The organism is Burkholderia sp. Bp8998 (assembly GCF_003854235.1).
Lineage (GTDB): Bacteria > Pseudomonadota > Gammaproteobacteria > Burkholderiales > Burkholderiaceae > Burkholderia.
In genome coordinates this window covers 63,456-76,732 of record NZ_QTQF01000025.1, presented here as the reverse complement: position 1 = coordinate 76,732, position 13,277 = coordinate 63,456, and the positions used below count along the sequence as shown (strand labels likewise).

The 13,277-nt window shown below is 63.7% G+C and carries 15 protein-coding genes; 9 read left to right on the top strand and 6 right to left on the bottom strand.

Features of this window, described 5'->3' with window-relative positions; genetic code table 11:
• Window positions 1–84 precede the first annotated feature (84 nt).
• Window positions 85–1,023: a LysR family transcriptional regulator gene (locus tag DIE06_RS23720; protein WP_124663494.1), complete on the bottom strand. Its 939-nt coding sequence runs from the start codon at window positions 1,021–1,023 to the stop codon at window positions 85–87.
• Window positions 1,024–1,499: 476 nt separating this feature from the next.
• On the opposite strand from DIE06_RS23720, the gene DIE06_RS23715 reads away from it, so the two are divergent.
• The 3 genes from DIE06_RS23715 (at window position 1,500) to DIE06_RS23705 (ending at window position 3,730) form a co-directional block, all read left to right on the top strand.
• Entirely contained in the window at window positions 1,500–2,327 is an 828-nt protein-coding gene (locus DIE06_RS23715; protein ID WP_124663447.1) for a transporter substrate-binding domain-containing protein, read from the top strand.
• A 62-nt stretch (window positions 2,328–2,389) separates the two neighbouring features.
• The gene (locus DIE06_RS23710) at window positions 2,390–3,040 is read left to right on the top strand and encodes an amino acid ABC transporter permease (protein ID WP_124663446.1); all 651 of its coding nucleotides are present in this window, start codon (window positions 2,390–2,392) and stop codon (window positions 3,038–3,040) included.
• Between the two features lie 27 nt (window positions 3,041–3,067).
• Complete coding sequence (locus tag DIE06_RS23705) at window positions 3,068–3,730, top strand: amino acid ABC transporter permease (protein ID WP_124663445.1); 663 nt, start codon at window positions 3,068–3,070, stop codon at window positions 3,728–3,730.
• Between the two features lie 61 nt (window positions 3,731–3,791).
• On the opposite strand, the gene trpS is transcribed toward DIE06_RS23705, so the two are convergent.
• The 4 genes from trpS to DIE06_RS23690 all read right to left on the bottom strand — a co-directional run bounded on the left by trpS (window position 3,792) and on the right by DIE06_RS23690 (window position 7,108).
• Window positions 3,792–4,805 carry a tryptophan--tRNA ligase gene (gene trpS / locus DIE06_RS23700; protein ID WP_124663444.1) on the bottom strand — a complete coding sequence of 338 codons (1,014 nt, stop codon included), beginning with the start codon at window positions 4,803–4,805 and terminating at the stop codon, window positions 3,792–3,794.
• 207 nt (window positions 4,806–5,012) lie between these two features.
• Window positions 5,013–5,168, bottom strand: coding sequence for a hypothetical protein (locus DIE06_RS38415; protein WP_185733459.1), 156 nt, complete (start codon window positions 5,166–5,168; stop codon window positions 5,013–5,015).
• Window positions 5,169–5,644: 476 nt separating this feature from the next.
• Window positions 5,645–5,920: a DUF4148 domain-containing protein gene (locus tag DIE06_RS23695; RefSeq protein WP_124663443.1), complete on the bottom strand. Its 276-nt coding sequence runs from the start codon at window positions 5,918–5,920 to the stop codon at window positions 5,645–5,647.
• A gap of 279 nt (window positions 5,921–6,199) precedes the next feature.
• Window positions 6,200–7,108, bottom strand: a complete 909-nt coding sequence (locus DIE06_RS23690) for a LysR family transcriptional regulator (protein WP_124663442.1) — start codon at window positions 7,106–7,108, stop codon at window positions 6,200–6,202.
• A gap of 216 nt (window positions 7,109–7,324) precedes the next feature.
• On the opposite strand from DIE06_RS23690, the gene DIE06_RS23685 reads away from it, so the two are divergent.
• The 6 genes from DIE06_RS23685 to DIE06_RS23660 all read left to right on the top strand — a co-directional run bounded on the left by DIE06_RS23685 (window position 7,325) and on the right by DIE06_RS23660 (window position 11,922).
• A complete protein-coding gene (locus tag DIE06_RS23685; RefSeq protein WP_124663441.1) occupies window positions 7,325–7,645 on the top strand; it encodes a hypothetical protein in 321 nt (106 codons plus the stop codon).
• Window positions 7,646–7,907: 262 nt separating this feature from the next.
• The gene (locus DIE06_RS23680) at window positions 7,908–8,822 is read left to right on the top strand and encodes a dioxygenase (protein WP_185733458.1); all 915 of its coding nucleotides are present in this window, start codon (window positions 7,908–7,910) and stop codon (window positions 8,820–8,822) included.
• Between the two features lie 10 nt (window positions 8,823–8,832).
• Entirely contained in the window at window positions 8,833–9,582 is a 750-nt protein-coding gene (locus tag DIE06_RS23675) for an SDR family NAD(P)-dependent oxidoreductase (protein ID WP_124663439.1), read from the top strand.
• Window positions 9,583–9,600: 18 nt separating this feature from the next.
• Window positions 9,601–10,482 carry a 3-keto-5-aminohexanoate cleavage protein gene (locus tag DIE06_RS23670; RefSeq protein ID WP_124663438.1) on the top strand — a complete coding sequence of 294 codons (882 nt, stop codon included), beginning with the start codon at window positions 9,601–9,603 and terminating at the stop codon, window positions 10,480–10,482.
• A gap of 115 nt (window positions 10,483–10,597) precedes the next feature.
• A complete protein-coding gene (locus tag DIE06_RS23665; protein WP_124663437.1) occupies window positions 10,598–11,575 on the top strand; it encodes a zinc-binding alcohol dehydrogenase family protein in 978 nt (325 codons plus the stop codon).
• A complete protein-coding gene (locus DIE06_RS23660) occupies window positions 11,572–11,922 on the top strand; it encodes a cupin domain-containing protein (RefSeq protein WP_124663436.1) in 351 nt (116 codons plus the stop codon). Before DIE06_RS23665 ends, DIE06_RS23660 begins: the two co-directional genes overlap by 4 nt.
• 199 nt (window positions 11,923–12,121) lie before the next feature.
• Here DIE06_RS23660 and DIE06_RS23655 read toward each other — a convergent pair whose 3' ends face one another.
• A complete protein-coding gene (locus tag DIE06_RS23655; RefSeq protein WP_124663435.1) occupies window positions 12,122–13,186 on the bottom strand; it encodes a LacI family DNA-binding transcriptional regulator in 1,065 nt (354 codons plus the stop codon).
• Window positions 13,187–13,277 lie beyond the last annotated feature (91 nt).

The window sequence follows — 13,277 nt, the reverse complement described above, 5'->3', positions numbered from 1 at the left end:
TGAAACTGATCACATTGGCAACCAATTTAACAAGTCCAATAAAGAGTCGAAATATTCTTTTCGGATGCAACAAGAAGTTTTTGCCTATGCAGCCGGCGTTGCCTGGACGTGCACCTGAGGGATGTAGGTTTCGCAGAATTGCGCGAAGCGCGTGACGAGCTGGCGGGGTTTCATGCTGCGTGACATCGCGATGCCGAGGGTGATCGGCGTGACCTCGTCGCGAAACGGACGGACCGCGAAAGTCGCGCCATCGACGGTGCGGGTTGAACGAAGCGGGAAGTTCAGGATGCTGTAGCCAAGGCCGTTGGCAACCATGCCGCGCACGACTTCCGGCTGTGACGAACGGAACGTCGGCGACGGGCGGCGGCCAAGCGGATCGAAAAGTCCTGCAAAGTACTCGCGACTGTGCGGCAGGTCGAGCAGAACATACGGTTCGTTGAGCAGATCGGCGAGTGCGACTTTCTTGCTGCGCGCGAGCTTGTGTTCGAGCGGCAGAATTGCATATGGAGGCAGCGTGACGAGCGGCGTGAATGAAACGTCTTCGGCAAGGTCGAGGCTATAGGTGAGCGCCATGTCCAGCGTGCCGTTGCTCAGTGCCGATAGCAGGTCGTCCTGGTTTGCCTCCATCGTGCGGAAGCCGATACCGCTGTGCTCGGAAACGAAGCGGCTCATCAATGCCGGCATCAAAGGCGGAGCGAGCGAGACGAGGCACCCGAGCGCGATCGTGCCCGACATGCCCCCGTCCATCTCGCGTGCCATCGTCTGCAATTCCTCAGCGTTTTTCAGCAGGTTGCGCACCTGACCGAGCACGTCGCGTCCGGCGGGCGTCAACGACACACCGCTCGCACGATGGCGGATGAAGAGCTGGATGCCGAAGGAAGATTCCAGTTCGCCGATCGATGTGGAGATCGACGGCTGGGAGATGTGCAGCTGGCGTGCGGCGGCAGTAAACGACAGTGTTTCCGCAGTGACCACGAAGTAGCGCAACTGGCGCAACGAATAGCGCAACGCAATATTTTCCATGAAGCGTGGCTCGCACAAGGTATCGGATCGGACAAGGCTCGCAACGCGAGGCGCGCTGCTATTTTGCATAGTCAAAAAGATGGTCATCGAAGATCTGCATAATTTTTTCATGTGCATTTGCACGAGTGCCCGATGGACGGCGTGGCTGCTTCCGTTCGTGCACCGTGCGCACGAATGGATTAGTCGCGTCGGTGCATGACGCGACAAAACCGTGCAAGCCCGCATCCGCGCGATGCGTGGGCAGACCCTTGATTGCCTGTGCGATACGCGTTGCCGGCGCCACGACGCGGCGCAGATGCGATGAAAGACGGCGTGCATAGGGAAAAGCTTTTCGGTGGATCGGAAAACAATATTTCTGTCGACAAATTGACCGCGTAAATTGCGTTGACGACGGATTCGCCAGGCAATGACCAGGCAGGCGTCAATCCGGTCATCCGGACATCCGGTCACTTTTCGATTCGAATGGAACACGTCAGATGAAACGATCCAAGTCCTGTACTTCGCTGTTCATGGCGTTGACCCTCGTGGCTGCCAGCGTGGCCGCCCATGCCGAGAGCCTGCTCGATCGCGTCAAGCAGCACGGCGAGCTGGTGGTGGGGACCGAAATGCAGTTCGCGCCGTTCGATTTCGTCGAAAACGGCCAGCAGGCCGGCTTCAACAAGGAACTGTTCGCGGCTGTGGGGCAGCTTGTCGGCGTGAAGGTGCGCTTCATCGATCTGCCGTGGGAAAGCGTGCTGCCCGGGCTCGACGCGGGCAAGTTCGACATGGTCGCGGGACCGCTGACCGTAACGAAGGCGCGCACGGAGCGCTACGCATTCTCGTTGCCGATCGCGGAAGCCACCGATGCTTTGCTCAAGCGAACCGGCGACGGCAGTCTCAAGACCTCGGCCGACATTGCGGGCAAGGTGGTTGGAGCGGGCAAGGGCAGCGCGCAACTCGAACAGTTGAAGAGCTACGCGGCGACGCTGCCGAAGCCGCCGACGATCCGCGAATACGTCGATAACAACCAGGCGTATGCGGACCTCGCGACCGGGCGCATCGCCGCCGTCGCCAACTCGCTGACCAACATCGCGTATGTCGCGAAGCAGCGCCCGGCCGTGTTCTCGGTGGTGCAGCCTGCGTTCGGCGCAAAGGTCTACTTCGCGTATGCGCTGCGCAAGGATGCGGACAGCGCGTCGCTGGCCAATGCGTTCAACGCGGCGCTCGTCACGTTGAACAAGAACGGCACGCTTGCGACGCTGCAGCGCAAGTGGCTCGGCGTCGCGACCGTCATGCCGACCGAGATGCCCACGCCGAACTACTGAGCGGCACGTCCGGGCAACGTTATCGAGCCCGGCAGCCGAGCACCACAACCGAGCAACCCGCCATGTTCAGCCTGAACACCTTCGTCGACGGCCTGCCGTTGCTGTTCCATGCGGCGCTGATGACGCTCGAAGTCTCCGCGGCCGGGCTGGTGCTCGGCTTCTTTATCGGCCTCGTGATCTGCTGCGGACGGCTTGCACCGCAAGTCGCGATTCGTGCCGCCGCCGGCGCGTATGTCCGCGTGTTTCGCGGGGTGCCGCTGCTCGTGCAACTGCTGCTCGTCTACTACTTCCTGCCGTTCGTGGGCATCAATGTGCCGCCCGTGACGGCGGCCGTCAGCGCCGTGTCGCTATGCTCTGCTGCGTATATCGCCGAAATTCTCCGTGGCGGATTCGCGAATCTCCCGAAGGGCCAGCTCGAGGCGGCGACGATGCTCGGGTTCTCGGCAAAGGATCGTCTGTGGCGGATTCAGGTGCCGCAGGCCGTGCGCATGACACTGCCGTCGCTCGTCAACGAAATGGTGCTGCTGATCAAGGCGTCATCGCTCGTCTCCGTGGTCGGGGTGGCGGAGATCACGCGAACCGCGCAGAACATCGCGGCCAGCACGTATCAGCCGCTCGAGGCTTATGTCGCGGCAGGGATGATCTATTTTCTGCTTTGCGGTTCGCTGGCACTGATCGCGCACGGCGCGGAGCGGCGCCTGCGCGCGGCATGACGCGTCAGTTACTCGCTGGAGATTCTCATGCTGACTTTCCATTCCGATGTACTCGCGAATAACCTGCCGGAGATCGGTGCGGGTCTCGCGATGACCGTGGCGACCTGGGCGGCGAGTACGTTCGCAGGCGCGGCGATCGGTTTCGGTGCGGCGCTTGCGCAGCAGTCGGGCGGCCGCTTCGTACGCGCGGCGATTCGCGTCTATGTCGAGCTGTTCCGTGGCACGCCGTTTCTCGTGCAGCTCTTTCTGCTGTACTACGGCGGCCCCGCATTCGGATTGACGTTCGATCCGTTGACGGCAGGCGTGGTCGGCCTTGCGCTCTATGCAGGCGCCTATTTCACCGAGGCATTTCGTTCCGGATTCCTGGCCGTGCCGAAGGGGCATGTCGAAGCGGCATCCTGTCTCGGCCTGAGCCGCTGGCAAACGACCTTTCGCGTGCAATTGCCGGAGATGATGGTGCTGATCCTGCCGGCGCTGACCAATCTGGCCATTGTGCTGAGCAAGGAAACCGCGGTACTGTCGATCGTCACCGTACCGGAACTGACGTTCGTGCTGACCGGCATCGGCTCGGCGAGCTTCGCGTTCGTCGAGACGTTGCTCGCGCTATCCGTGTGTTACCTGTTGCTTGTCGAAATGGCGACGTGGGCCGGCACGGCCGTCGAGCGGCGCGTCGCGCGGCGGCTTGCATGACTCGCCACGCCGCATCGTTCTGCTCCGTGGCTAAAAGAGGAATGCGCGCGGGTATCGCCGCTCAATCGAAGTACGTGAGCCCCATCGCGCCTTTCACCTCCGCCAGCGTCGCGCCCGCCACCTCGCGCGCATGCAGCGTGCCGCGCTTCAGGGTCGCCATTACTTCCGCCTTGTCCGCCTCGAATTCGCGGCGGCGCGCGCGGATCGGCTCGATCAAGGCCTGCAGCCGCTCGTTCAGCACGCGCTTCACGACGCTGTCGCCGAGGCCGCCGCGGCGGTAGTGGGCCTTTAGCTCGTCGACCTTCGCCACGTCGGGCTCGAACGCATCGAGGAACGTGAACACGACATTGCCTTCGACCTGGCCGGGGTCGCTCACGCGCAGGTGGTTCGGGTCCGTGTACATGTCCTTCACCGCCTGCGCGATCTCGTCGGGCGTCGAGCCGAGCGTGATCGCGTTGCCGAGCGACTTGCTCATCTTCGCCTTGCCGTCGATGCCCGGCAGCCGCGTGACCGCCGACAGCACGGCCTCGCATTCGACCAGCACCGGCTTGTCGACCGTCGCGTTGAAGCGGCGCACGAGTTCGTTGGTCTGCTCGATCATCGGCAACTGGTCGTCGCCGACCGGCACGTGCGTCGCCTTGAACGCGGTGATGTCGGCGGCCTGGCTGACGGGGTAGGTCAGGAAGCCGGCCGGGATGTCGCGCTCGAAGCCGCGCAGGCGGATCTCTTCCTTGATGGTCGGATTGCGCTCGAGGCGCGCGACCGTGACGAGGTTGAGCAGGTATTGCGACAGCTCGGCGAGCTCGGGCACCTGCGACTGGACGACGATCGTCGAGATCGCCGGGTCGATGCCGACGGCCAGGTAGTCGAGCGCGACCTCGATCACGTTCTCGGTGACGCGCTGGCGGCGGCCCATGTTGTCGGTCAGCGCCTGCGTGTCGGCGAGCAGCAGGAACTGCGTCGCCTCGTGCTGCATCTGCACGCGCGCGCGCAGCGAGCCGATGTAGTGGCCGAGATGCAGCGGGCCGGTCGTACGGTCGCCGGTGAGGATGGTCGGTCGGGTCGGGTGCGTCATGGTGTGGATTGGCTCCGGGTTATCGAAGCCGCCAGCCATGACGTGGGCACAGAAACGACAATGCCGCCATGGCTGGCGGCATCACGTTCGGGACATGCAAAAGGAAACGGGCCGCCTGGGTCAGGCGCGCCACCAGCGATGCACGTTCGGCGAGGCAGATTGGGTTTGCATCGCGCAAGTATAGCGCAGCGGCGGGCGGACGGCGCGTCAGCGCACCATCGATTCCAGCGCGAGGCGCGCGACTTCGGCGGACGGCCACAGCAGGTACAGCAGGCCGGCCATCACCAGCAACGCGCAGGCGCGCAACACCGGCGTACGGTCCTTCTCGCTCAGGGTGCGGATGTGCTGCTTCAGTTTGTTCATGCTTGCAGGCGCGATTTGCGCCACTCCAACGGTTGCTGCAACGGGCCGGGTGGGGCGGCGCCGGGGTGTTGCGGGTTTGACGGGGCTGGGGTGCCGTTCGGCGCGCGGACACGCTTGGGCGCGACAGCAGAACGGCCGGTCTTGGGCGCCTAAACAGGGAGCGATCGCATGCGCATCGTCTGCGGCCGGACCGAGATGACGCGCATCCTATCAGTTCGGCGGAGGGGGCACAGTCAAGAATTGTGGGGGGGCGCCGGCGCGGGAGGTGGGGAGCGGGGGCGAATGACGGGGGGGCGCTGCGCGTCGGGACTGGATTGTTCGTCGAAACGTGGCCGGGTGGTTTGTGCTTCTCCGAAGCCCGACCTTTTCAAGGCAAGGCTCCTCCGCGGGCCTTGCCACCGATTATCGGCGGGATGCATCAGCGTGAAAGGATCGACACGAAGCCGCTCTGCGGCGAAATCGCATCGATCGCCTTGTTATTGCGCGTTGGGCAACGTGGCACCGCCGGGCCGTGCCGACCCATCGTCGATATTCCGGCCGTTCAGGGCCGCGACGCGTGCCTGCGCAGCCTGCAGATTTTCCGGATACTGCGTCCTTCTGGCCATGGACGGCTTATACCCGGCCTTTTCGATTTGAATCAGTTCCTTGCGGACCTGCGCGCGGGTCGTGCCTGCTTGCTCGGGTTGCGCAAGCGAGATGGCGGGAATGGCGATCAACGCGCCGATTGCAAGAGATTTAAGAATGGATTCCATGATGATTTACCTTCGTTACGGGTTGCGCACACAGCTCCAACCTTATTGTTGGCTGGCGGTAGGAATAGTGTAGTCGAGGTCGCATTCCCGTGCTGGTAAAACACTATTGCCTGAATTCGTAATTAAGGTTATTCCGGAATTGATTCGAGAAAATCGATTTATTAATTCGAAATATTCGATCGATCAAGGATGGCAGTCGATTGGGCATTATTTTCACGAAGTCGCGTTTTAATTCCTCATGACAATGGCGGCAAGCTGCCCGACCCGGCAACCGCATCTTCACCGTGGCGCAACGAGTTGTTCGAGCAGATCGGGGTGATTGAACTTGTCTCGCCACCATTGCATCGCGCGTCCGGCTTCGCCGTCGCGCCACGCCAGATAGCATGGGGTGGTTTCGCGCATCCCGGTTACGCGACGCGTGACGAGCCTGCCGTCGTCGATCGCGCGCGCGGCAATGTTGGCGGGCAGCATGCCGACGGCAAGGCCTTCGCACTGCGCTGCGAGTTTGATCGCCAGGGTGGGTACCGCGAGGTAGGGCTGGGGCGGATGGAACGCGCTCGCGCGCAGAAGCGATTCGCGTGAAGGGCCATCCACCACGGCGCAACGATATCGAGCCACCGTGTCAAGCTCGAGCGGTTCCTGCATCGTCGCGAGAGGGTGATGCGGTGCGACGGCAAACACATAACGAAGCGTGCCGATCGGACGCGCGACGATGTCCGTCAGCGCGGGCGGTTCGCCGGTTGCGCCGATGACGAGATTCGCGCGCCGTGAGATCAGTGCATCCCAGGTCGTGCCGAGCACTTCGGTCGACAGGTGCAGACGTGTTTCCATCGCCAGCGCGTCGAATTCATGCACATATGGCCAGATCCCCGCAAGCGGTAGCGCTTCATCGACACAAATGCGGACTTCGGTCTCCCAGCCGTCGTGGACATGCCGGACTTTCAATTCGAGTTGCTCGGCCGCCGCGAGCAGCCGTCGGCCTTCCTCGACGACGACGCGCCCCGCGCGCGTCAGCTTCGCGCGGCGGCCGCTGCGGTCGAACAAGGTGGCGCCCAGGTCATTTTCGATCTTCTGCACGAGATAGCTGAGCGTCGACGGCGCACGGTGCATCATGGCGGCTGCGTCGGCGAACGAGCGGGTCCGGTCGATTGCGTCCAGTGCTTCGAGGGCTTCGAATGACAGTTTCATTTTTGTTTTCCTCAGTGCAATATCGGCACCATTCCTGACGTTGATTCGTTGTTGATCTGAATAATTCTTAACAATTAAGAACTCTTAATTAAAACGATCCTGCCGTCATGTAACGTGTAGGGGCTTGGCCCCGGGCGAAAACCGGCGATCCTGGTCGGAACCGCGCGGGCACGCGAAGCCATCACATCCGTACTTCAACGAAACAGGAGAATCACCATGATCAAGTCCCGCTTGGGGGCGCTTGCGCTCGCCGTACTGACGGGAGTCGTAATGCTGGATGCGCCGGTCGCGCATGCACAGGATTCGGAGGCTGCGCCGGCAGCGGCCAGTGCTCCGATCTCGAAACAGGAGTTGAAAGCGCCACGCAAAGCCCAGCGCAAGGAGGCTCGGCTCAAGCGCAACCAGGAACTGCGTACGCTGGAGAAGAATGGTTATCACATGAACAAGGACGAACACTATCCGCAAAGCCTCCAACGGGCGGAACACAAAGCCGCGGAACAGAAAGCCGCCGCCGGCGCAGCAGCGTCCGGGCAGTAACGGTCCGGCGCCGCGCCTGCCACTGGCTGGTGGACAGATGCGGCGCCCATCCCCGCCTGCGGGCGCGCATTTCGCGCGCCGGCGTCGCGCAACCGTCGGGAATCCACCGTTCTACCGTTGCGTTTATGCAAACGGTTGCGTTCCAGTGAATACTCGTCTCCAACGCATGTTTCCCGCCAGATAGGGTTAACGCTCTATCCATCGCCATGAATCGGCGCGTACTATTGCATCATCGTATGCAAACGGTTGCATGGAGGATGTCATGATGGAGCAGGCGGCAGTGAGCGCAATCACCGACGATCCCGCGTCGGTGACCGCGATCGTCAAGGCGGCGATGGCGGGAACCCGGGACGCCCGGCTGAAGGAGGTCATCGATGCGTTGGTCGATCACGGGCATGCGTTTCTGAAGCAGGTGAAACTGACGGACGAGGAATTCGAGCGCGGTCTCGCGTTTGTTCGTGCGGCGGGGCATGCATGCAACGAGCGGCACAACGAGGTGGTGCTTCTGTCGGATGTCCTCGGCTTTTCGACGCTGGTCGCCTTGCTGAACAATTCCGATGCGACCGATCGCACACCGGGCGCGTTGCTCGGGCCGTTTTACCGTGGCGGTTCGCCGGTCTACGAAGACGGCCACTCGATCGCAAGCCCGGGGTCGCCCGGCTCGCCTCTGTTCATGCACGGTCGGGTGCTCGACGTGTCGGGCCGGCCGGTCGTGAATGCCGCGGTCGATGTCTGGCAAGCGTCGCCGGTCGGTCTTTACGAGAACCAGGATCCGAACCAGCCTGACCGCAATCTGCGCGGTCGCTTTCATACCGATGCGCACGGGCGATTCAACTTCCGGACCGTGCGCCCCGCCGGTTACCCCGTGCCCGTCGACGGGCCGGTCGGCACGCTGCTCGCGGCGCAGGGCCGTCATCCGTATCGGCCCGCGCACATCCACTTCGTGATCGTCGCGCAAGGGCATGCGACGTTGGTGTCCCAGGTGTTCGCCGATGATTCCGCGCACCTCGACTCGGACGTCGTGTTCGGCGTGAATCGCCGGCTCATCGGCAATTTCGAGCGGCATGACCCGCAGACGGGACCGCACGCGGACACAGGCGAGGCGTACTACACGCTCGACTTCGACTTCGTCATGGCCGACGGCACGCCGTCGTATCCGACGCCGCCCATCGATTGAGAGGAACACAATGTCACGTAATCTGAACGACAAGGTCGCTGTCATTCTCGGCGGAACCGGCGGGATCGGCGTCGCAACCGCCACGTGTTTTGCCGACGCCGGCGCACGCGTGGTCGTTGTCGGCCGAAGCGACCTGGAGGCGACGCGGCGCATCGCTGCCTCGCTTTCGGGCGACGGGCATTCGGCAGCGGTTGCGGCGATCACCGAGAGTGCGACGCTTGCGGCACTCGCCGACGAAGTGCGCGAGCGTTACGGGCGGGCGGACATCCTGGTGAATGCCGCCGGCTTCACGAAGCCGGTTCGTCATGCAGACCTCGACGCGTTGACGGACGACTTGATCGACGAAATCATGAAGGTGAACTGGCGCGGCCAGTTTGCGGCGATCCGGGCATTTCGCGCGCTGCTCGACGAATCGGGGGACGGGCTCGTGGTCAACGTGTCCTCCATCGCGGGCACGACCGGCAACGGCAGCAATGTCGCGTACTGTGCCGCAAAGGCGGGGATCGACGTCATGGCGCTATCGCTCGGTCGCGCGCTCGCACCGACGATACGCATCGTGAACGTGTCGCCTGGTGTCGTGGATACGCAGTTTGTGCCCGGACGCGGCGACGATTTCAACGAAAAGGCTGCCGCGACGACGCCGCTTCGCCGGATCGGCGCGCCGGACGACGTCGCTGCCGCCATCGTCGCCTGCGCGACGACGCTCACGTTCACGACGGGTGCGACGATCGTCGTCGACGGCGGCCGGCGGCTCAACTGATTGCGGGGAGATCACTCGATGCACGCTCGCAAGACCATCATTACGTGCGCTGTCACGGGCAACATCACGCGACCCGAGCAGCATCCGGGATTGCCGATCACGCCCGAGCAGATTGCGAACGCTTCACTCGAAGCCGCGCAGGCCGGCGCCGCCATTGTGCACATCCACGTCCGCGATCCGGCCACCGGCAAGCCCTCGATGGACATCGATCTCTATCGCGAGGTCATGGATCGAATTCGCTCGGTTGACCGCGAGCTGATCATCAATCTGACGACCGGCCCCGGCGGACGCTTCATTCCGAGCGATGACGACCCCAGGATAGCCGCACCCGGTACCACGTTGCTGCCACCCGAAAAGCGCGTCGAACATATTCTCGCGCTCAAGCCCGATATCTGCAGCCTTGATCTGAACACCATGAATTCCGGGAGCGAGGTCGTCATCAACACGCCGATGAACGTCACGCGGATGGCCGAAGCGATACGCCGGGCCGGCGTCAAGCCCGAGCTCGAGATCTTCGACTCCGGCGACATCCACCTGGCGCGGGACCTCATCGCCAGCGGTGTCCTCGACGGCCCCGGACTCTGGACGTTCGTCAGCGGCGTCAAGTACGGCTTCGGCGCGTCGCCTGAAACGCTGCTCTATGCGCGCGGCCTGTTGCCCCCCGGGGCGATCTGGTCGGCGTTCGGGATCGGGCGTTTCGAATTCCCTGTCGTCGCGCAGGCGTGGCTGGCGGGCGGGCACGTTCGTGTCGGCCTCGAGGACAACATTTATATCGAAAAAGGCGTGCTGGCCGAGAGCAACGCGGCGCTCGTCGCGAGGGCGCGCGAGATCATCACGCTGCTCGGCGGCGAAATCGCGACGAGCGGCGACGCGCGCGATTGCCTTGGCCTTCAGTCCTGAATCGGTCCTGAGCGCAACCCGACGAACGGCATCGAATGCGGGATACCCAGGTGCGCTGAGCCGATAATCGACGTGTCATATGTCCGAATCCGTATTTTCCAGGAAACAAACGAGTATGAAATGCATTCGCGTCCTGCAGAAGAGTAGCGATATCAGCATGCTTGCACTGAGCATCGACACGCAGCCCGTCCCGCGGATCGCGACGGACGACTGCCTGATCCAGATCGAGAGCGCGGGCGTCAATCCGAGCGATGTGAAGGCCGTGCTCGGCTTCATGCCGCACGCGGTGTGGCCGCGCACGCCGGGCCGGGATTACGCGGGGCGCGTGATCGACGGTCCGCCGCAATTGATCGGCCAGGCGGTCTGGGGCAGCAGCGGCGAGCTCGGCATCCGGCGTGACGGGACTCATGCCAGCCATCTTGTCGTGCCGGCGCACGGCGTGCGCAGGAAACCGGAAAACCTGACGATGGACGAAGCGGGATCGATCGGCGTCCCGTTCGTCACGGCGTTCGAGGGCTTGCGCCGTGCCGGTGGCGTGCGGCGCGGCGACGTCGTGCTGGTCCTCGGCGCCAACGGCAAAGTCGGGCAAGCGACGGTCCAGCTGGCGACCATGGCGGGGGCGGAGGTGATCGGTGTCGTGCGCGACGATCCGTCATACATCGGGCACGCAACGGGTGACGTCACGATGATCAACGCGTCCGCGGAGCCATTCGACGAACTCGTGCGCGACATGACGGCCGGTCGTGGTGCGAACATCGTTTACAACACGGTCGGCAGCCCGTATTTCGAGCGCGCGAATCGCGCGATGGCCGTGGGCGGCACGCAAATCCTCATCTCGACGATCGAGCGAGCCGTACCGTTCGACATTTTTGCGTTCTATCGCGGACAGCACACCTACGTCGGAATCGACACGCTCGCGCTCGACACGCCGCACTGCGCCGACATTCTCGACACGTTGCTGCCGTCATTCGAGCAAGGGCTGCTGAAGCCGTTCCCGATCGATGCCGGCCACGTGTTCGATCTGGCGGATGCGGCGCATGCGTATCGAACGGTGTTTGAAGGGACGGCGCAGCGGGTGCTGCTCAAGCCATGAACGTCACGCGCTTTCGCGACGCGCCGGAATACTTCCCGCCCAATCACTTCGGCATGCAATGCGTGCGTTTGCAAGGCCGCGAGGCGGGCCCGGCCGAATCGCTTTGGCTCGGCGTATCGACGATCGAGCCGGGCGGGCATACGACCATGGAAGGCGCAGGCGTCGAGAAGCATTACGTCGTGCTGGAAGGCCGGGTTTGCGTGGACGCGGATGGCGTCGAGGTCGACTTGCAGGCGTTCGATTCGTGTCGTCTCGCGCCTGGCGAGCGGCGTGCGCTGCGCAACCGGTCGGATCGCCCTGCCAGGATCCTGCTCGCGATGCCGTTTTCGCGCCCGCCGCACGACTAGGCGGTGCGGCGGCGCGCCGGGCGGCGTGACGCCGCCCGAGATAGTCCGGCGCGGCCGCGAAAATCGGATGATCGGGCAAGCCGCAGGCCCGCCTGGTCAGGTTGTCGGGCGCCCGCCGTCCTATATTTGTTCCGTCCGATTCACGCAGGTGCGCAGGGGTGTGACGACCGATTCGGCGGCCGGCCGATCGGGTGAGATGTCACTTCGCGCGCGCCCGGTTGCCGGCTGATCGAGGGGCGGCGGTCGAGCCGCGCACGATCAGTTCGGGCGGCAACGTGATGCGCAGGGGCGCCTTGCCGGGCGTCGTGATCATGCCGAGCAACAGGCGCGCGGCCTGCCGGCCCATTTCGCGATGCTGGATCCGCAGCGTGGTCAGGGGTGGATTCAGCATGTCGAGCAGTGGCATGTCGTTGTGCCCGATCAGCGAGATGTCCTTCGGGCACGCGATCTGCCGCTCGCCGAACACGTCGTAGCAGCCGAGCGCGATCAAATCGTTCGCCGCAATGATGGCGGTCACGTCGCGATGCATGTCGAGCAGCTGCGCGCAGGCGAGGCGCCCGGCTTCGCGCGTGAATTCGGCCGCTTCCACGACGACGTTGGCCGCCAGATCATGCTGCTGGACGGCGATCTGGAAGCCCTGCAGCCGCGAAAGGCCGGTCGCGAGCCGCGCCGGCCCGGACAGGTGCGCAATGCGTGTATGGCCGAGTCCGACCAGGTGCTCGACGGCGAGTCGCATTGACAGGAAGTCGTCGTTGACGACTTCGGGCACATGGCCGCCGTCTTCGCCGCGATTGACGAGCACGACCGGCACACCGTCGAGGATGCAGCGCCGTACGAGCGGATCGTGCCGGGCGGCCGTCGCGAGGACCAGGCCGTCGACCTGGCGCTCGAGCATCTGTTCGAGCATCCGTTCCTGATTCCTGGGCGTGCCGATGATGCTCGCGATCAGCACGCCGTAGCCTTCGGCCGCGAGCTCCTCCTCGATCCCGCAAACCATGGGCGGAAACACGGGGTTGGATATGTCGGGCAGGCATACGCCGATCACTTTCGATTGTCCGCCGCGCAGCGCGGCCGCAAGCCGGTTCTGGCGATAGCCGAGCGATTTGGCCGCGGCGAGCACGCGCCGCACGACTTCATCGCCGATCAGGTGACGTGTGGCCGGATTCAGCACGCGGGACACTGTCGACGCATTGACGGACGCGGCTGCGGCGACTTCGCGAATCGTGACGCGACCGCCGCCGCGCGTTTCGGATGTTTGGCTCATGGAACCCGATGGAGAGGGGAAATCCGATTGTATCGATGCAATGGGTTGCAATCAATGTGCAGGTAAAACCCTAGTCTTTTCAGCGCTAAAC